The following is a 19,303-nucleotide window of genomic DNA, read 5'->3' on the forward strand; positions in this document are numbered from 1 at the left end:
GAGGTCTTGACTCGTTTCTTGGCGCTCCTATCATCCAGAGTGCTCGATGAGTCGTCTGATGTTCGATATTGCGAACGCACATCGACCCGGCACCACCCCCCGCTCCCCGGCCCACACGGTTCCCCCACCGTCCGCACCGGCCCGGCCGCACAAGGAGACCGACATGGATATGTCATGCCCTCGTCACCATTGGGGCCGTCGTCAAGCGCTGACCGCGGCCGCCGGTCTGGCGTCGGGCGCCTTCCTCCCGCTGGTCGGACCGTCCCCCTCGGTCGCCGCCGAGGCACCGGACGGCGCGGCGGCCAACTTCACCAACCCGGTCGTCTGGCAGGACTTCGCCGACATCGACGTCATCCGCGTCGGCGACACGTACTACGCCTCGGCGTCGACGATGCACTACTCGCCGGGCGCCCCCGTGCTGCGCTCCTACGACCTGGTGAACTGGGAGATCGCCGGCCACTCCGTGCCGAGCCTCGACTTCGGCGCCAAGTACGACCTGAACGGCGGCCGGGGATACGTCCGCGGGATCTGGGCGTCGTCGCTGGCCCACCGGCCGAGCAACGGGACCTTCTACTGGCTCGGCCAGATCGACTTCGCCAGGACGTACATCTACACGGCCACCGCCGTCGAGGGGCCGTGGACCAGGCACACCACGATCAACACGCCGTACTACGACGCCGGGCTGCTCGTGGACACCGACGACACCCTGTACGTGGCGTACGGGAACACCACGATCAACGTGGCGCAGCTCTCGCCCGACGGCCGCACCCAGGTGCGGACCCAGCAGGTGTTCACGACACCGTCGAGCGTCGGCACCCTGGAGGGCGCCCGCTTCTACAAGATCAACGGGCAGTACTACATCTTCCTGACCCGCCCCGCGAACGGCCAGTACATCCTCAAGTCGTCCAGCGGCCCCTTCGGTCCGTACACCATGCGCCAGGTCCTCCTCGACCTGCGCGGGCCGATCCCCGGCGGGGGCGTCCCGCACCAGGGCGGGCTGGTGCGGACGCAGAGCGGCGCCTGGTACTACCTGGCGTTCGTGGACGCCTACCCCGGCGGCCGGGTACCGGCGCTGGCGCCCATCACCTGGACCTCGGACGGCTGGCCCGTGGTGCAACTGGTGAACGGCGCGTGGGGCACCTCGTATCCGGCCCCGGTGGTGCCCGCCCCGCCCCGCCAGGTCACCCCGATGATCGGCGTGGACACCTTCGACGGGACGACCCTCAAACCGAAGTGGGAGTGGAACCACAACCCGGACAACACCAAGTGGTCGGTGAACAACGGCCTGACCCTGCGCACGGCGACGGTCACCAACGACCTGTACTGGGCGCGCAACACCCTCACGCACCGCATCCAGGGCCCGACCTCGACGGCGACCGTCCTGCTCGACCACTCGGCGATGCGCGACGGCGACCGGGCCGGACTCGCGCTGCTGCGGGACTCCTCCGCGTGGATCGGGCTCAAGCGCGACGGCGGCGTGACCCGGCTCGTGATGGTGGACGGGCTGACCATGGACGGCAGTTGGAACACGACGGGGAGGGGCGTGGAGAGGGCGAGCGCGAACGCGCCCGGGGGTCGCGTCTGGCTGCGGGCGAACGCCGACATCCGTCCCGGAGCGCCCCGGCCCGCCACCTTCTCCTACAGCACCGACGGTGTCACCTTCACCCGCCTGGGTCCCACCTTCACGATGGGCAACGACTGGCGCTTCTTCATGGGCTACCGGTTCGCCCTCTTCAACCACGCCACACAGGCGCTGGGCGGCGCGGTCCGCGTCACACGGTTCGAGCTGTCCACACCGTGAGGTCTCCGCACCCGCATCACCATCACCCGCACCCGCACCCGACCGTACGAGGAGAAACGATGAAGCCGTTGAAACGACCGGGCCGACGCCGGGCCTCGGTGTTGGGCGTGGCGGCCGTGGTCGCCCTGGTGACACCCGGCACCGCGAACGGCGCCGAGCGCGCACCGGACGCGCCCAGGGCCAGCACGCTGGGGGCCCAGGCCGCCCAGTCCGGGCGGTACTTCGGCACAGCCGTGGCCGCCGGCCGTCTCGGGGACGGCCAGTACACCGGCATCCTGGACCGGGAGTTCAACCAGGTCACCCCCGAGAACGAGATGAAGTGGGACGCGACCGAGCGCAACCGCGGCCAGTTCACCTTCGGCTCCGCCGACCAGATCGTGAACCGCGCGGTCTCCCGCGGCCAGAAGGTCCGCGGTCACACCCTGGTGTGGCACTCCCAGCTGCCCGACTGGGTCAAGGCCATCAGGGACGCGAACACGCTGCGCGGCGTGATGAACAACCACATCACCACAGTGGCGAACCGCTACAAGGGCCGCATCCACTCCTGGGACGTGGTCAACGAGGCCTTCGCCGACGGCGGCAGCGGTCAGATGCGCAGTTCGGTCTTCCGTGACGTGCTGGGCACCGGCTTCATCGAGACGGCGTTCCGCACGGCCCGGGCCGCCGACCCGTCGGCCAAGCTCTGCTACAACGACTACAACATCGAGGACTGGAACGCCGCGAAGACGCAGGGCGTCTACCGCATGGTGCGTGACTTCAAGGCGCGCGGTGTGCCCATCGACTGCGTGGGTCTCCAGTCCCACTTCGGTGCCGGCGGCCCTCCCGGCAGCTTCCAGACGACGCTGTCGAACTTCGCCGCTCTCGGAGTGGACGTGCAGATCACCGAGCTGGACATCGCGCAGGCCCCGCCGAACGCGTACGCCAACACGGTCAGGGCGTGTCTGAACGTGGCGCGCTGCACCGGCATCACGGTGTGGGGCATCCGTGACAGCGACTCCTGGCGCAGCGGGGAGAACCCGCTGCTGTTCGACCGTGGCGGCAACAAGAAGCAGGCGTACCGGTCGACGCTGACCACGATGGGCGGCACGCCCACCGCGCAGCGGGTCGCCACGGACCGCTGACCGCGTCGAGGCCGGACGCGCCCCGGGGCCTCGCGGACACCGGGACGACCCGCTGATCTCGACATCCTCATGACAGGCCCCCGGCCCGCTCCGCCGGGGGCCTGCTCGTCGTGGCGTTCACCGAGAAGGGGACGGCCCCTCCGCCCGCGGCGGCGCGGGGGCGTCCGCCGGCCCTTCTCGACGTGCCCCCATCCCATCTCCTGACGGCGGCCCTCCGCCACCGGATTGATGGGATGGATCTAGGGCCCGCAACCCCCTCCTCTCACCCACACGCACCGCCTAGCTGGCACTTTGCGCCGAGTTGCGCCGAGGACTAGACAGCAGACTCATGACGCGCCTATAAAGACATCCCATCTCTACTCTCCACTCCGGGACCAGCGCGAGGGAAGCCCCATGAGACTCAGAACCGTCCTCTGTTCGACCGTCTCCGCCCTGTCCGCCCTGGCGCTGCTCAGCGCCTGCGGCAGCGGCTCCACCACCGCGTCGTCGGGCGACAAGCCGCTCGTCGGCGTCGACTACCCGCGCTCCGACACCGACTTCTGGAACTCGTACATCAAGTACACGCCGGAGTACGCCAAGGAGCTGGGCCTGGACCTGAAGACCACCAACTCGCAGAACGACGTCGCCAAGCTCACCGCCAACGCGCAGACCTTCATCAGCCAGGGCGTCAAGGGTCTCGCGATGGCCCCCCAGGACACCGCCGCCATCGCGCCGACGCTGGCGCAACTGGAGGCGAAGAAGATTCCCGTCGTCACGGTCGACACCCGCCCCGACAGCGGCAAGGTGTTCATGGTGGTGCGGGCCGACAACCGCGCCTACGGCGAGAAGGCCTGCCAGTACCTGGGCACGAAGCTGGGCGGCAAGGGCAAGGTCGTCATGCTCCAGGGCGACCTCTCCTCCATCAACGGACGTGACCGCACCGAGGCGTTCAACGACTGCATGAAGAAGAACTACCCGGACATCAAGGTGTTCGGCGAGGCCACCAACTGGGACGGCGCGGTCGCCGCGCAGAAGCTGCAGACCCGGCTGACCCAGCACCCCGACATCAAGGGTGTCTACATGCAGTCCAGCTTCGCCCTGTCCGGCACCCTCCAGCTCCTCAAGCAGAAGGGCCTGCTGGTCGACCCGAAGGACAAGAAGCACGTGTTCGTCGTGTCCAACGACGGCATTCCCGAGGAGCTGAAGTCCATCGCCGCCGGGAAGATCGACGCCACGGTCTCCCAGCCGGCCGACCTCTACGCCAAGTACGCCCTGTTCTACCTCAAGGCGGCGATCGACGGGAAGACGTTCAAGCCCGGCAGGACCGACCACGACAGCACCATCATCCAGGTCCGTGACGGTCTGCTGGAGGACCAGCTCTCCGCACCGCTCGTCACCGCCGACGGCGGCACCTACGGCGGCGTGCCCAGCGTCAAGAGCGACGACACGTCCCTGTGGGGCAACAACCTCGGCTGACCTGCCCTGCCAGTCACCAACGGCTAACCGACACAAGGCGGTTGTGATGAGCGACGGGGAACGGACAGTCAGCCCCGCGCCCGCCCCGGCGGACGACGGACGGACCCAGCAGGGCCCGCCCGTCGTCGAAGCGGCGGGCATAGTCAAACGATTCGGCCCCACCGTGGCCCTCGACGGCGCCGGGATCACCATCAGGCCCGGCGAGACCCACGCCCTCGTCGGCCGCAACGGAGCCGGCAAGTCGACCCTGGTGTCGGTCCTCACGGGTCTTCAGGCCCCCGACGAAGGAACGGTGACCTTCGGCGGCCGGCCCGCCCCCCGGCTCAGTGACCGGGACGCCTGGCGGCGCGAGGTGGCCTGCGTCTACCAGAAGTCGACCATCATCCCCACCCTGACGGTCGCCGAGAACCTCTTCCTGAACCGGCACGACCGGGCCCGCGGCCGGCTCATCAGCTGGCAGGCGACCCGTCGCCGGGCGCAGGAGCTGCTGTCGACCTGGTCGGTGGACGTCGACCCGCAGACCCCGGCCGGGGAACTGAGCGTGGAGCAGCGGCAGTTCGTGGAGATCGCCCGGGCGCTGTCCTTCGGGGCGCGGTTCATCGTCCTCGACGAGCCGACCGCCCAGCTCGACGGGGCGGCCATCAACCGTCTCTTCGGCCGGATCAGGGACCTGCAACGCCAGGGCGTCACCTTCCTCTTCATCAGCCACCACCTCCAGGAGATCTACGAGATCTGCGACATGGTGACCGTGTTCCGCGACGCCCGGCACATCGTGACGGCGCCCGTCGCCGACCTCGCCCGGGGCGACCTCGTCGCCGCCATGACCGGCGAGGCGGCGACCGACCGGCGCGCGGAACGGGCCGGCACCCTCGACGCCCCCGCCCCGGCCGCGCTGAGCCTCCGCGCCCTGCGGGGCGACGGCTACGACGACGTCACCCTCAGGGTCGGGGCCGGCGAGATCGTGGGGCTGGCGGGCGCCGCGGGCAGCGGGCGTACGGAGGTCGCCGAGACGGTGGTGGGGCTGCGGGCGGCGCGGGCGGGTGAGGTGGAGATCGCCGGGAGCCGGCCCCGGCCGGGCAGTGTGCCCGCGGCGCTCGCGGCCGGCGCCGGGTTCGTCCCCCAGGACCGGCACCACCAGGGTCTCGTGCCGGACATGTCGGTCGCCGACAACGCCACCCTGTCGGTGCCCGAGCGGCTGGGCCGGGGCGGGTTCCTGAGCCGTGTGCGACGCGACCGGCTCGCCGAGGCCATGATCGAGAAGCTGGCGATCAAGACGCCGGGCCCCGAACTGCCCGTCTCCGCCCTGTCCGGGGGCAACCAGCAGAAGGTCGTCATGGCGCGCGCCCTCGCCGACGATCCCCGGCTGCTGGTGCTGATCAATCCGACCGCGGGCGTGGACGTGCGCTCCAAGGAGTTCCTCCTCGGCAAGGTCGAGGAGACCGCACAGACCGGCACCGGAGTGCTCATCGCCTCCGACGAACTCGACGACCTGCGCATGTGCGACCGGGTCCTGGTGATGTTCCAGGGCCGAGTGACCTCAGAGATCGCCCGCGGCTGGCACGACCACGAACTCGTGGCCGCGATGGAAGGAGTGGACCTGCATGCCTGACGTGCTGCCGGAGACCGTCCTCGCGGAGTCCGCCGCGACCACGCCACGGGCCAGGCGTACCGCCCTGCTCGGCGGCCGGATCCCCCTGGCCAGGATGCGCGATCTCGCGCTGGTCCCGGCCATCGTGGTCATCGCGATCGTCGGACAGATCGTCAACCCCGTCTTCCTCCAGGCCGACAACCTCGTCAACGTCCTCCAGACGATGTCCGAGATGGCGCTGCTGGTCCTCGCCCAGACGATGATCCTGATCGTCAAGAAGATGGACCTGTCGCTGGAGTCCACCATGGGTCTCGCGCCCGGTGTCGCGGCCTGGCTGGTGGTGCCCACCGGCGCCGGCCACGGGCTCGGACTGCTCCCCGGCGCCTGGGCCGTGCCCGTCACCCTCGCCGTCGGCGCCCTCATCGGCGTGGTCAACGCCCTGCTGATCATCCGGTTCGGGCTGAACGGCTTCATCGTCACCCTGGGCATGCTGATCGTGCTGCGCGGCATCCTCACCGGCATCTCCGGCGGCCAGACCTTCTTCCAGCTGCCCGAGTCGATGCTCTACCTCGGCACCGCCGAATGGTTCGGTGTCCCCGCGTCGATCTGGATCTGTCTGGTGCTGTTCGCCGTCGCGATCGTCGTACTCGGCTGGACCGGCTTCGGCCGGTCGCTGTACGCCATCGGCGGGAACGTCGACGCGGCCAAGGCGGCGGGCATCCGCACCGACCGGGTGCTGTGGATCGTCATCGTCACCGGCAGTCTGCTCGCCGCGCTCGCCGGGCTGATGCTCTCCGGGCGCCTCGCCTCCGTCGCGTCCGCGCAGGGCAACGGCTATATCTTCACCGTCTTCGCCGCCGCCGTCATCGGCGGCATCAGCCTCAACGGCGGCAAGGGCACCATGTTCGGCGCGTTCAGCGGCATCCTCCTGCTCTTCATGATCCAGAACGTGCTCACCCTGGCCGGCGTGCCCGCCCAGTGGATCGGCGCCCTGAACGGCCTGATCATCCTGGTCGCCCTCGCCATCTCCCGCATCACCGGCGGCAAGGTCCAGGAGTGAACCCGGCGGCCGTCGCCGGCCGCCCGACCCAGTCGTGTTCCGTCTCGTCGCAAGGGAAGCAAGTCCCTTGCCCCTCACAGGAGTTGCCGTCATGTCCTCCCCCGTGCCCTCATCCGCCCGCATCACCGCGCTGGACGTCCTGGACGTGCGGTTCCCCACCTCCGAACACCTCGACGGCTCGGACGCCATGAACCCCGAGCCCGACTACTCCGCGGCCTACGTCGTCCTGCGCACCGACGCCGGTGACGGCCTGGAAGGCCACGCCCTGGCCTTCACCACCGGCCGGGGCAACGACGTGCAGGCCGCCGCCATCGCGGCACTCGCACCCCATGTGGTGGGCCTGTCCGTCGAGGAGGTCTGCGGCGATCTCGGAGCCTTCGCCCGCACCCTCGTCCACGATCCCCAACTGCGGTGGCTGGGCCCGGAGAAGGGCGCCATCCACATGGCCACCGGAGCCGTCGTCAACGCCGCCTGGGACCTCGCCGCCAAGCGGGCCGGGAAACCCGTGTGGCGCTTCCTCGCCGAGATGTCACCGGAGGAGCTGGTCGCCCAGGTCGACTTCCGCTGGCTGTCCGACGCGCTCACCCCCGCCGAGGCCCTGGAGATCCTGCGCCGCGCCGAGCCGGGCCGCCAGGAGCGGATCGCCGGCCTGCTGGAGCGCGGCTACCCCGCTTACACCACCACCCCCGGATGGCTCGGCTACTCCGACGAGAAGCTGGCCCGTCTGGCGCGCGAGGCGGTCGCCGACGGCTTCACCCAGATCAAGCTGAAGGTCGGCGCGGACCTGGCGGACGACGTACGGCGCATGCGCACCGCCCGTGAGACGGTCGGCGACGGCATCCGTGTCGCGGTGGACGCCAACCAGCGCTGGGACGTCCAGGAGGCGATCGACTGGATGCGCGCCCTGGCGCCCTACCAGCCGTACTGGATCGAGGAACCCACCTCCCCCGACGACATCCTCGGCCACGCCGCCGTCCGCAGGGCGGTCGGCCCCATCAAGGTCGCCACCGGCGAGCACATCGCCAACCGGGTCGTCTTCAAGCAGCTGTTGCAGGCGGAGGCCGTCGACATCGTGCAGATCGACTCCGCCCGCGTCGGCGGCGTCAACGAGAACATCGCGATCCTGCTGCTCGCCGCCAAGTTCGGCGTGCCGGTCTGCCCCCACGCGGGCGGGGTGGGCCTGTGCGAGATGGTCCAGCACCTGTCGATGTTCGACTACGTCGCCGTCTCCGGCACGACCGAGGACCGCGTCATCGAGTACGTCGACCATCTGCACGAGCACTTCGTCGACCCGGTCCGCATCGAGGGCGGTCACTATCTCGCGCCGGACCTTCCCGGGCTGAGCGCACAGATGCACCCCGCCTCGCTGAAGGAGTACGCCTACCCCGACGGCCCGGTCTGGACGGCCCGTGCCTGACGCCCCTCCCCCGCCGACGCCCACCCCACCGCCGACCCTCGACAGAAGGGAGGGAACACCGTGCTCCTGACCGAGCTGCTGCACCCCGGCATCCTCGAAGCGCTGGCCGGCGCCGGTCACGGCGCCCGCGTCCTGCTCGCCGACGGCCACTACCCGGCGAGCACCGCCACCGGCGACCGCGCCAGGACCGTCCATCTCAACCTGGCCCCCGGTCTGCTGGACGTCACCACCGTCCTCGACGTCCTGCTCACCGCGCTGCCGGTGGAGTCGGCCCAGGTGATGGTGCCGCCCGACGGCGAACCGGAACCGCCGGCCGTCGCCGAGTACCGGGCCCGTCTGGCACCGGCCCCGGTGGAGGCACTCGACCGGTTCGCGTTCTACGACGCCGCCCGCTCCCCCGACCTGGCCCTCGCCGTCGTCACCGCCGATGTCCGCACCTACGCCAACCTGCTGCTCACCATCGGCGTCCGCGCCGTAGAAACTTCGGGAACACCATGACCATCGCCGTCCGTTACACGGCCGCCCGCACCCTGGACACCGCCCCCGCACCGAGTGTCCCGCCGGGACCCGGCGAGGTGGAGCTGGCCCCCGCCTTCGTCGGGATCTGCGGCACCGATCTGCACATCTTCCACGGCGACATGGACACCCGCGTCGCCGCACCCGCCGTCCTGGGCCATGAGATGTCCGGCCGGATCCTGCGCGTCGGCCCGGGCGTGGAGGGCTGGGCGCCGGGCGACGCGGTCACCGTGATGCCCCTGCGCTGGGACGACACCTGCCCCGCCTGCCGAGCCGGTCACCAGCACATCTGCCGGCATCTGGACTTCATCGGCATCGACTCCCCCGGCGCGATGCAACAGCGCTGGACCGTACCCGCCACCACCCTCGTCCGCCTGCCCCCCACCCTCCCCCTCGACCGGGCCGCACTCGTCGAACCCACCGCCGTCGCCGTCCACGACGTCGGCCGGGCCGAGGTCTCCGAAGGCGAGAACGTCGTCGTGGTCGGCGGCGGCCCCGTCGGCATGCTGATCGCCCTGGTCGCCCGGGCTGCGGGCGCCGACGTACGGGTGATCGAGCTGAACGCCCACCGCCGTACCCTGGCCGAGCAGTGTGGGCTGGCCGTCTGGGACCCGGCCACCGACGACATCGCCGCCCTGACCGACAGCTGGACCGCGGGCGCGGGCGCCGACGTCGCCTTCGAGGTCTCCGGCGCCGCGGGCGGCATGGACACCGCCGTCGACGTCCTGGGCGCACGCGGACGGCTCTGCCTGGTCGCCATCCACCCCCGCCCCCGCGAGGTGAACCTGCACCGTTTCTTCTGGCGCGAGCTCACCCTCGTCGGCGCCCGCCTGTACCACCGCTCCGACTTCGAGAAGGCCGTCACCCTCGTCGCCGACGGCACCGTCCCCGCCCACCACCTGATCAGCAGGATCGTCCCCCTCACCCAGGCGCCCACCGCCTTCGCCGCACTGGAGAACGGCGCCGACGTGATGAAGATCCTCCTCGACTGCACCGACACCACCCACGGAGCCACCGCATGAACCCCTTCGACCTCACCGGCCGACTCGCCGTCGTCACCGGCGCCCGCCGGGGCATCGGCCGGGCCATGGCACGCGCCCTCGCCGAGGCCGGCGCGGACGTCGTCGGTGTGAGCGCCTCACTGGAGGAGTCCGGAAGCGCGGTGGAGAAGGACGTGACCGCCGCGGGCCGTACGTTCGAGGCGATCCGCACCGACTTCGCCGACCCCGAGGCCGTCCGCGCCCTGGGGGCGGAACTCGCGGGGCGGGAGCGGCCCGTGGACATCCTGATCAACAACGCGGGCACCATCCGCCGGGCCCCGGCCGCCGAACACCCCGACGACGACTGGGAGTCGGTGCTCCAGATCAATCTGAGCGCCCAGTTCGCGCTGACCCGGGCGGTGGGAGCGGCGATGGTGGCCCGCGGCCGGGGCAAGATCGTCTTCACGGCGTCGCTGCTCAGCTTCCAGGGCGGCATCACCGTCCCCGGCTACACCGCCGCCAAGCACGGCATCGCCGGGCTCACCAAGGCACTCGCCAACGAGTGGGCGCCGCACGGCGTCAACGTCAACGCCATCGCGCCGGGCTACATCGCCACCGACAACACCCAGGCCCTGCGCGACGACCCGGCACGCAGCAGGGCGATCCTGGACCGCATCCCGGCGGGGCGGTGGGGCGACGCCGACGACCTCGCGGGCGCCACGGTGTTCCTGGCGTCGGACGCCGCCGCCTATGTGCACGGCACGATCCTGCCCGTTGACGGCGGATGGCTGGGTCGATGAACGGTCACGACCCGGCGACCGTGCTCGACGGCTGCCGGATCCTGCCGGTGCTGACCGTGCCCGACCCCGCCACCGCCGGCCCCCTGGCCGACGCGCTCACCGCGGGCGGCGCCCGGTGCGCCGAGGTCACCTTCCGTACGCCGGACGCCGAAGAGGTCCTGAGGACGATGGCGGCCCACGGCGGTCTGGTCGTCGGCGCGGGGACGGTGCTCACCGCCGAGCAGGCGGAGCGGGCGGTGCTGGCCGGGGCGCGTTTCGTGGTGTCCCCCGGGCTCGACGAGGAGGTCGTCGGGCGCTGCCGCGCGCTGGGAGTGCCCGTCGTACCGGGCATCGCCACGGCGACGGAACTGATGCGCGCCCTGAAGGCGGGCCTCGACACCGTCAAGCTGTTCCCGGCCGAGCCGCTCGGCGGGAGCGCGCTGCTGCGTGCGCTGGCCGCCCCGTTCCCCGGGGCGCGCTTTGTGCCGACCGGCGGCATCGGCCTCGACCGGCTGACCGGCTACCTGGCACACCCCGCGGTCCTCGCCGTCGGCGGCAGCTGGATGGCCACCCCCGATCAGCTGGAGCGCCGCGACTTCGACGGAATACGCCGGCTGACCGCCGAGGCCGTGGAACGGGGTGCCCCGTGATCGACGTGGTGGCCCTGGGCGAGGTGATGCTGCGCCTGGACCCGGGCGAGGGGCGCATCCGCACCGCCCGCACCTTCCAGGTGTGGGAGGGTGGCGGAGAGTACAACGTCGTACGGGGGCTGCGCCGCTGTTTCGGACTGCGGACGGCCGTCGTCACCGCCCTCGCCGACAACGCGGTGGGCCGGCTCGTGGAGGATCTGATCCTCCAGGGCGGCGTCGACACCTCGCTCATCCGCTGGGCGGCCGACGACGGCATCGGACGCGCCGCCCGCAACGGGCTGAACTTCGTCGAGCGCGGCTTCGGCATCCGGGGCGCCCTCGGCGTCAGCGACCGCGCGCACACGGCCGTGTCCCGGCTGCGCGCGGGCGACATCGACTGGGACGCGCTGTTCGCCTCCGGTCCCCGGTGGTTCCACACGGGCGGCATCTTCGCGGGCCTGTCCGACACCACCGCCGATGTCGCCGACGAGGCCATGGCCGCCGCCCGCCGCCATGGGGTCACCGTCTCCTACGACCCCAACTACCGGCCCAGCCTCTGGGCGGACCGCGGCGGCGCCGGGCGGGCCCGCGAGGTCGATCTGCGGCTCGCCCGGCACGCCGACGTGGTGGTGGGGGCCCTCGGTCTGGCCGGGCCGTACCCGGGAGCGGTGCGGGTCCGCCGGGACGAGGTGGCCGACGCGCTCGCCGAGGTGGCCGGACTGCTGCCGTCGGCGCGGGTCCTGGCCACGACCCTGCGCGCGGTACCGTCGGCGGGCGTGAACGACTGGTCCTCGGCTGCCTGGTCGCCGTCGACCGGCTTCGTGGCCGGCCCCGACCTGCCCGGGCTGCAGGTGCTGGACCGCATCGGCTCCGGCGACGCCTTCGCCGCCGGTCTGATCCACGGACTGCTGTCCCCGCCCCCGCCCGCCGAGCGGCTCGCCGGCCGTTCCGGCGTGACCGGTGCGGAACCGTTCGGCGGCCCGCTCACCGCCGTCCGTCTGGAGCGCGCCCTCGCCTACGGCACGGCGCACGGGGCGCTCGTCATGACCACGCCGGGCGATGTGTCCATGGCCTCGCTCGCGGAGGTCGAAGCGCTCATGGCCGGTGGCTCCGCCGCCGTCCGGCGCTGACCCGAACGCCCTGCTCCCCTTCACCGCCCGTATTCACTCTTCACCGCCCAGGAGCACGTCGTGCGCGACCGGACGATCGCCCCCACCTCCGTCGAGGTCACCGAGCTGGGCTTCGGTGCCTCCGTCATCGGCAATCTCTACCGGGTCACACCGGTCCAGGACGCCGATGCCGCCGTCGCGGCGGCCCTCGCCGGCGGCATCCGCTACTTCGACACCGCGCCCCACTACGGGCTCGGTCTGTCCGAACGGCGGCTGGGGGCCGCCCTGCGGCACCTTCCCCGCGAGCGGTACGTCGTCTCCTCCAAGGTGGGCCGGCTGCTCGTGCCCAACGAGCGGCCCCGGGGCGTCGACAGCGAGGGGTTCGTCGTCCGGGACGATCTGCGCCGGCAGTGGGACTTCAGCCGCGACGGCGTGCTCCGCTCCCTCGAGGACACCCTGGCGCGCACCGGTCTCGACCGGCTCGACATCGTCTATCTGCACGACCCCGACGACCACTGGCGGCAGGCCGCCGACGAGGCCATGCCCGCCCTCGCCGACCTGCGCGACCAGGGAGTCATCGGCGCGATCGGCGCCGGTATGAACCAGTCGGCGATGCTCGCCCGCTTCCTGCGCGAGACCGCCGCCGACGTCGTCATGCTCGCCGGGCGCTACACCCTCCTCGACCAGTCAGCGCTGGACGACGTGCTGCCCGCCGCGCGGGAGCTGGGCAAGAGCGTGGTCGCCGTCGGTGTGTTCAACTCGGGACTGCTCTCCGAGGACCGCCCGGCCCCCGGCATGAAGTACGACTACGCCGACGCCCCGCCGGAGCTGGTCGACCGGGCCCGGGAGATCGCCGAGGTCTGCGAGCGTCACGGTACGACGCTGCCCGCCGCCGCGATCGCCTTCCCCTTCAGCCATCCCAGTATCATCAACGTCACCCTGGGAATGAGGGACGAGGAGCAGGTCAGGCGCAACGTGGACCTCTACCGTCGGGGCGTGCCCGACGGTCTCTGGGAGGACCTCCGCACCCGGGGACTGATCAGACCGGACGTTCCCACGCCGAACAGCGCGGAGCACACTCCGGCGACGGAAGGGGTGGGCGTTGTCTCTGACGGACAAGGCGATTGAGCAGATCCGTGATCTGATTCGGACGGGTGCGCTGCCGCCCGGCTCGAAGCTGCCGCCGGAACCGGAGCTGGCGGCCCAGCTGGGCCTCTCCCGGAACCTGGCGCGCGAGGCCGTCAAGGCGCTCGCCGTCGCCCGTGTCCTGGAGGTGCGCCGGGGGGACGGCACCTATGTGACCAGCCTCCAGCCCAGCCTGCTGCTCGAAGGTCTCGGTGGCGCGGTGGAGCTGCTCCAGGGCGACTCGGCGGCGCTGCTGGACCTGATGGAGGTGCGCCGGCTCCTCGAACCGGTGGCCACCTCCCTGGCCGCCACCCGGATCACCGACGAGCAGTTGGCGGAGGTGAAGCGGCACCTGGACGCCATGCGTGCGGCGCGCGACGACGTCGAGCGGCTGAACGCGCACGACGCGGCGTTCCACCGGGCCGTCGTCTCGGCCACGGGCAACGAGACGCTGCTCACCCTGCTGGAGGGCATCTCGGGCCGGACGCTGCGCGCCCGTATCTGGCGCGGTCTCGTCGACGACCAGGCATCGGGCCGGACCCTCGCGGAGCACGAGGCGATCTTCGACGCCCTGTCGACCCGTGACGCCGTGCTCAGTCACGCCGCCGCGCTGATGCATGTGAACCACACCGAGCAGTGGTTGCGCGCCCATCTCATGAACGGGGAGTCCCTGGAGGACGGCCCGCAGCCGCCCCCGGTCCACGACTGACACTCGAACGCTTTCCGGGCCGATGGGACGTCGGCCGTGGTCAGCCCGTCGACGACCACTCGATAATCGAACACTTTCCGGCCAAAGACTTGATATGCCCCTGACATAAGCGGTTCACGTCTGTCACTCTGTGCCCACTCCGTCTCACAACGGAGCACGCGCACCCGCATCGCAGCTCTTCCTGCACCACCCGGCGCCCCATCCGTGCGCCGGGTCCTTCGTACGGCCGTTCGTCCAACGTCGGCCGCAGCAAAGGAGTTCGCGTGAGATCCACCCCCCACAGACGTACAACGGCCCTCGCCACAGTCGTCGTCGCGGCAGCGATGCTCGCGGTGGCGGTACCCGGCGGTCCCGCCAGTGCCCGTGGCGACGGCGGCGAAGGCACCGCCCGTCCCGCGGCCGCCAAGCTCGACCGCGGGTCCCTGCCCGCGAAGCTGACCCCCGCTCAGCGCGAGACCCTCATCCGCAAGGCCGAGAAGGCCACGGACAGCACCGCCGACCGCCTCGACCTGGGCGGCAAGGAGGAGCTGCGGGTCCGTGACGTCGTCAAGGACGCCGACGGCACCGTGCACACCCGCTATGAGCGCACCTACGCCGGGCTGCCCGTCCTCGGCGGCGACCTCATCGTCCACGCGTCGAAGTCGGGCGCGATCGAGAGCGTCACCCGCAACTACAAGCCCCAGTTGAAGGTGTCGGACCTCAGCGCCGAGGTCAGCAGGGCCGCGGCGGAGAAGCAGGCGCTCAAGGCGGCCAAGGAGGAGGGCTCCGCCAAGACCGAGGCGGACAGCGTCCGCAAGGTCGTCTGGGCCGCCAAGGGCAGGCCGACCCTCGCCTACGAGACCGTCGTCAGCGGGTTCCAGCACGACGACACCCCGAGCGAGCTGCACGTCATCACCGACGCGCAGACCGGCAAGAAGCTGTTCGACTACGAGGCCGTGCACACCGGCACGGGCAACACCCGCTACAGCGGCTCGGTGACGCTCGGCACCAGCCAGTCGGGGTCGTCGTACACGCTGACCGACGCGGACCGCGGCAACCACCGCACGTACAACCTCAACCGCGGCTCGTCCGGCACCGGCACCCTGTTCAGCGGCTCCGACGACATCTGGGGCGACGGGACCACCGGCAACCTGGAGACGGCCGGCGCGGACGCCCACTACGGCGCGGCGCTGACCTGGGACTACTACAAGAACGTGCACGGCCGCAACGGCCTGCGCAACGACGGCGTCGCCCCGTACAGCCGGGTCCACTACGGCAACAACTACGTCAACGCGTTCTGGCAGGACGGCTGCTTCTGCATGACGTACGGCGACGGGTCGGGCAACGCCAACCCGCTCACCTCCATCGACGTGGCCGCGCACGAGATGACGCACGGTCTGACGTCGGTCACCGCCAACCTCGTCTACAGCGGTGAGTCGGGCGGGTTGAACGAGGCGACCTCCGACATCTTCGCCGCCGCCGTGGAGTTCGCCGCCGGCAACAGCGAGGACGTCGGGGACTACCTGGTCGGCGAGAAGATCAACATCAACGGCGACGGCACGCCGCTGCGTTACATGGACAAGCCCAGCAAGGACGGCTCCTCGCGGGACTACTGGTCCTCCACGCTCGGCAACATCGACGTGCACTACTCCTCGGGCCCGGCCAACCACTGGTTCTACCTGGCCTCCGAGGGCAGCGGCGCGAAGGTCGTCAACGGCGTCTCCTACGACTCGCCGACCTTCGACGGGCTGCCGGTGACGCCGATAGGCCGGGAGGCCGCCGAGAAGATCTGGTTCCGGGCGCTCACCACGTACATGGTGTCCGCGACCAACTACGCCGCCGCGCGCACCTACACCCTGCGCGCGGCCGCCGACCTGTACGGGCTCGGCTCGCCGACGTACAACAACACCGCCAACGCCTGGGCCGCGATCAACGTCGGGTCCCGGATCCTCGACGGGGTGACGGTCGTTCCGCCGGCCGCGCAGTACAGCCTGACCGGGCAGGCGGTCACCCTGGACGTCCAGGCGTCGTCCACCAACGCCGGTGCCCTGTCGTACGCGGCCACCGGTCTGCCGGACGGGCTCTCCATCGACGCGGCCACGGGACGCATCTCGGGCACCCCGACCACGGCCGGGAACTGGACGCCGACCGTCACCGTGACGGACGCGGCCGACAAGACCGGGAAGGCGAGCTTCGCCTGGCGGGTGGACGAGGAGGGGAACCAGTCGGTGTTCGAGAACACCGCCGACTACCAGATCCCCGACAACTCCACCGTCGAGTCCCCGATCAACGTCAACCGGGCGGGGGCCGCGTCCAACCCGCTCACCGTGGACGTGAACATCGTCCACACCTGGCGCGGTGACCTGGTCATCGACCTCGTCGCCCCGGACGGCACGGAGTACCGGCTGAAGAACTCCTCGTCCTCGGACTCGGCCGACGACGTGGTCGCGACGTACACGGTGGACGCGTCCTCCGAGACCGCCGCGGGCACCTGGAAGCTGCGCGTCCAGGACGTGGCGAGCCTCGACACCGGTTACATCAACAGCTGGAAGCTGACCTTCTGACAGAGCGACACCTCACTCTGCGACAGATCGGTCAGGCGGTCGGTCCCCGCTTCACGGGGGCCGGCCGCTTGGCCGTCTCCCCCTCCGCGTCGATGTGCGGGAGCACGCGGTCCAGCCACCGGGGGGTCCACCAGGCGTGACGGCCGAGCAGCGTCATCACGGCGGGGACCATCAGCAGGCGGACGACCGTCGCGTCGATCAGGACGCTCACGGCGAGGCCGAGACCCAGCATCTTCACCACGATGTTGTCGCTCACGACGAACGCGGCGAACACGCTGACCATGATGAGGGCGGCGCAGGTGATGACGCGCGCGGTGATCTCCAGGGCGTGGGCGACGGCGCCACGGGCGTCACCGGTGCGCTGCCAGACCTCGTGGACACGGGACAGGAGGAAGATCTCGTAGTCCATGCTCAGACCGAAGATGATGGCGAACATCATCATCGGGACATAGCTCTCGATGGGCACCTTGCCGTTGACGCCCAGGGCGGGGCCGCCCCAGCCCCATTGGAAGACGGCGACGACCACGCCGTAGGAGGCCCCGATGGAGAGGATGTTGAGGACCGCCGCCTTCAGCGCGACGAGCGGGCCCCGGAAGACGGCGAGGATGATCAGGAAGGCGAGGGCGACGACCACGGCGATGATGACGACCAGCCGGCTCGCCACGATGTCGCGGAAGTCGACCTGGGACGCCGTGGTGCCGGTGACATACCCCTCGGCCCTGGTGCCGGAGACGGCGGCCGGCAGGGTGTCGTCGACGAGGCGGTTCACCAGGTCCGTGGTGTCCGCGTTCTGCGGGGACTGCTCGGAGTAGACCGTGCCGACCAGGACGTCCCCGTCCTGGGTGGGGGTCAGCGGGGTGACCGCGTACGCGCCCTTCACGTCGTCGAGGTCCTTCTGCACGGTGCTCTGCAACGACTGCCGGTCGGAGGACGGGACGGACGTCTGGTCGACGACGACGGTGAGGGGACCGTTGGAGCCGGGCCCGAAGGCGTCGGTCATCAGGTCGTAGGCGCGCCGGTCGGTGAAGGAGGTGGGGTCGGCGCCGTCGCCGATGTGGCCGAGCTGCATGGAGAGGACGGGGATCGCGAGGATCCCCACGGTCACCACACCGGCCGACAGGAACCACCACGGGCGGCGCTCCACGCGCTGGGCGTAGCGGTGCCAGGTCCCGGTGATCTCCTCGCCCTCCCGGACGCCGGTCTCCGCGACGGGGCGGCGCACGTGGTAGCGGTCGATGCGTCGGCCGATGAGGCCGAGCAGTGCGGGGAGCAGGGTGAGGGCGCCGGCGATCGCGGAGACGACGGTCGTCGCGGCGGCGAGCCCCAGCTTTCCGATGAAGCTCACGCCGGACGCGTACAGCCCGGCGAGGGCGACGATCACCGTGCAGCCGGAGACGAGGACGGCGTGGCCGCTGGTCGCGGCGGCACGGCCGGCGGCACGCACCGGGTCGGCGCCGTCCATCAGGGCCTGCCGGTGGCGGGTGATGAGGAACAGCGCGTAGTCGATGCCGACGCCGATGCCGATCATGGTGGCCAGGGTCGGGGAGACCGTCGCGAAGGTGAAGGCGGCGGCCAGCAGGCCGAGGCAGGCAAGGCCGCCGATCACGCTGAGCAGGGCGGTCACCAGGGGCAGACCGGCCGCGATGACACTGCCGAAACCGATCAGCAGGACGACGATCGCCACCGCGAAGCCGATGAGTTCGCTCACCCGGTCGTCGGCGGCCGGCCGGGCCAGTTCGCCGAGCGGACCGCCGTACTCGACCTCCGCGCCGGCCGACCGCAGCGGCTGCACGGAGTCGTCCACACCGTGGAGGTAGCTGTCCTGGAGCGTCGACGGCTGTACGTCGAAGCGGATGGTGATGTACGCGGTCTTCTGGTCGGAGGACAGCGGACCGACGTTCGGCTGCTTCGACTGGTCCGACTGACTCGACTGGCTCGACTGGTCGGACGACTGGGAGGAGGCCGTGGTGAGCGGGTTCTGGACCGACAGCACATGGGGCAGTTTCTGCAGGTCGTCGACCGTGTCGGACATCTGGGAGCCGAGCTGGGTCAGCGCCTTGTCCTTGTCGTGGACGACGATCTGGCTGCTGTACCCGCCGGCCTCGGGATCGTGCTCCTTCAATACGTCCAAGCCCTTCTGGGACTGCACGCCGGAGAGGGAGAAGTTGTCCGAGTAGTCGCCGCCGAACGAGCGGTTGACGACCTGGAGTGCGGCCAGCAGCACCAGCCAGGCGACGATGACGATCACGAAGTGCCGGGCGCACCACTCACCGAGCCTCCGCAGACCGGTCGCCCTGCCCGTGGCCCCGCCCCTGCGGTGCGAACGCCGTGCGCGCATCTCTCTCCCTGCGACGATCTCCGACCCTCATTAGACGGCCCTCCCATCACCCGGGCATCTCCTGCACCACCGTTCCCCCGGATGGCGGGCCCGGCTTGACGGGCGGACGATGGGGAGGTGGGACGGAACGGAA

Annotated in this window: 15 protein-coding genes; 14 read left to right on the top strand and 1 reads right to left on the bottom strand. The window is 71.0% G+C overall.

What is annotated here, in order from left to right; genetic code table 11:
• The first annotated feature begins 169 nt into the window (after positions 1-169).
• The 14 genes from ACZ4Z2_RS22635 (at position 170) to ACZ4Z2_RS22700 (ending at position 16,832) form a co-directional block, all read left to right on the top strand.
• Positions 170-1,801 (top strand): glycoside hydrolase family 43 protein, encoded by a 1,632-nt coding sequence (locus ACZ4Z2_RS22635; protein WP_468078492.1) that lies wholly within the window; start codon positions 170-172, stop codon positions 1,799-1,801.
• 59 nt (positions 1,802-1,860) lie between these two features.
• Positions 1,861-2,922, top strand: coding sequence for a glycoside hydrolase family 10 protein (locus tag ACZ4Z2_RS22640; RefSeq protein WP_468078443.1), 1,062 nt, complete (start codon positions 1,861-1,863; stop codon positions 2,920-2,922).
• 393 nt (positions 2,923-3,315) lie between these two features.
• Positions 3,316-4,377, top strand: a complete 1,062-nt coding sequence (locus ACZ4Z2_RS22645) for a sugar ABC transporter substrate-binding protein (RefSeq protein WP_468078444.1) — start codon at positions 3,316-3,318, stop codon at positions 4,375-4,377.
• Between the two features lie 46 nt (positions 4,378-4,423).
• The gene (locus ACZ4Z2_RS22650; protein WP_468078445.1) at positions 4,424-5,986 is read left to right on the top strand and encodes a sugar ABC transporter ATP-binding protein; all 1,563 of its coding nucleotides are present in this window, start codon (positions 4,424-4,426) and stop codon (positions 5,984-5,986) included.
• 4 nt (positions 5,987-5,990) lie between these two features.
• A complete protein-coding gene (locus ACZ4Z2_RS22655; RefSeq protein WP_468078493.1) occupies positions 5,991-7,025 on the top strand; it encodes an ABC transporter permease in 1,035 nt (344 codons plus the stop codon).
• Between the two features lie 91 nt (positions 7,026-7,116).
• Entirely contained in the window at positions 7,117-8,442 is a 1,326-nt protein-coding gene (locus ACZ4Z2_RS22660; RefSeq protein WP_468078446.1) for an L-fuconate dehydratase, read from the top strand.
• Between the two features lie 60 nt (positions 8,443-8,502).
• A complete protein-coding gene (locus ACZ4Z2_RS22665; RefSeq protein WP_468078447.1) occupies positions 8,503-8,940 on the top strand; it encodes an RbsD/FucU family protein in 438 nt (145 codons plus the stop codon).
• Entirely contained in the window at positions 8,937-9,980 is a 1,044-nt protein-coding gene (locus tag ACZ4Z2_RS22670) for a zinc-dependent alcohol dehydrogenase (protein WP_468078448.1), read from the top strand. Before ACZ4Z2_RS22665 ends, ACZ4Z2_RS22670 begins: the two co-directional genes overlap by 4 nt.
• Positions 9,977-10,738 carry an SDR family oxidoreductase gene (locus ACZ4Z2_RS22675; protein ID WP_468078449.1) on the top strand — a complete coding sequence of 254 codons (762 nt, stop codon included), beginning with the start codon at positions 9,977-9,979 and terminating at the stop codon, positions 10,736-10,738. Before ACZ4Z2_RS22670 ends, ACZ4Z2_RS22675 begins: the two co-directional genes overlap by 4 nt.
• On the top strand, positions 10,735-11,367 hold the full coding sequence (locus ACZ4Z2_RS22680; protein WP_468078450.1) for a bifunctional 4-hydroxy-2-oxoglutarate aldolase/2-dehydro-3-deoxy-phosphogluconate aldolase: 633 nt from the start codon (positions 10,735-10,737) through the stop codon (positions 11,365-11,367). Before ACZ4Z2_RS22675 ends, ACZ4Z2_RS22680 begins: the two co-directional genes overlap by 4 nt.
• Complete coding sequence (locus ACZ4Z2_RS22685) at positions 11,364-12,476, top strand: PfkB family carbohydrate kinase (protein WP_468078451.1); 1,113 nt, start codon at positions 11,364-11,366, stop codon at positions 12,474-12,476. Before ACZ4Z2_RS22680 ends, ACZ4Z2_RS22685 begins: the two co-directional genes overlap by 4 nt.
• Before the next feature lie 60 nt (positions 12,477-12,536).
• Complete coding sequence (locus ACZ4Z2_RS22690) at positions 12,537-13,583, top strand: aldo/keto reductase (protein ID WP_468078452.1); 1,047 nt, start codon at positions 12,537-12,539, stop codon at positions 13,581-13,583.
• The gene (locus ACZ4Z2_RS22695; protein WP_468078453.1) at positions 13,558-14,289 is read left to right on the top strand and encodes a FadR/GntR family transcriptional regulator; all 732 of its coding nucleotides are present in this window, start codon (positions 13,558-13,560) and stop codon (positions 14,287-14,289) included. Before ACZ4Z2_RS22690 ends, ACZ4Z2_RS22695 begins: the two co-directional genes overlap by 26 nt.
• 263 nt (positions 14,290-14,552) lie before the next feature.
• Positions 14,553-16,832: a M4 family metallopeptidase gene (locus ACZ4Z2_RS22700; protein ID WP_468078454.1), complete on the top strand. Its 2,280-nt coding sequence runs from the start codon at positions 14,553-14,555 to the stop codon at positions 16,830-16,832.
• 31 nt (positions 16,833-16,863) lie between these two features.
• Here ACZ4Z2_RS22700 and ACZ4Z2_RS22705 read toward each other — a convergent pair whose 3' ends face one another.
• Positions 16,864-19,170, bottom strand: coding sequence for an MMPL family transporter (locus tag ACZ4Z2_RS22705; protein WP_468078455.1), 2,307 nt, complete (start codon positions 19,168-19,170; stop codon positions 16,864-16,866).
• Positions 19,171-19,303: the final 133 nt, after the last annotated feature.

Source organism: Streptomyces sp. NPDC030183 (assembly GCF_055573455.1).